The sequence below is a fragment of the Rossellomorea aquimaris genome, from assembly GCF_001877785.1.
In the GTDB taxonomy this organism is placed as follows: domain Bacteria; phylum Bacillota; class Bacilli; order Bacillales; family Bacillaceae_B; genus Rossellomorea; species Rossellomorea aquimaris_A.
In genome coordinates this window covers 1-399 of sequence record NZ_MINN01000061.1, presented here as the reverse complement: position 1 = coordinate 399, position 399 = coordinate 1, and the positions used below count along the sequence as shown (strand labels likewise).

Here is a 399-nt window from a genome sequence, read left to right as displayed (position 1 = left end):
TCCTAAGTCAAAAGGTAGTTGTGGTATCGCTTGTTATCAACTGATTGTGTGGTACGCATCTGAAATAACACGGTAAATATAATTAAGGAGATGAAGTGAATTATCATGTGGTTTTTTTTTTTTTTTTGCGGTGTTGCTGTCGCGGAAATTGCCGTTTGGCACGAGTGATTTGATTTTATTCCTGAACTTATTCGTCTTTATCGTCGTGTCGACGGTATTTGGCTTACAAGGCGCGTTCTTGTCGGGGATCGCTTATTTTATCGCTTCTAAAGAATCTATGGTGGAGGAAGGCTTGAGTGGTTCGAAAACGTACAAGATCATCACGAGTGAACCCGAGAATATGGTCGAGACGATTCGGGACCGCTTGGGACGCAGCGCTACATATAATCTGGTCAAAGG

The 399-nt window shown here is 42.6% G+C and carries 1 pseudogene; it reads left to right on the top strand.

Going from position 1 to position 399, the window contains the following annotated elements:
• Positions 1–127: 127 nt before the first annotated feature.
• Positions 128–399, top strand: a pseudogene (locus BHE18_RS02410) (YitT family protein); the annotation flags it as partial.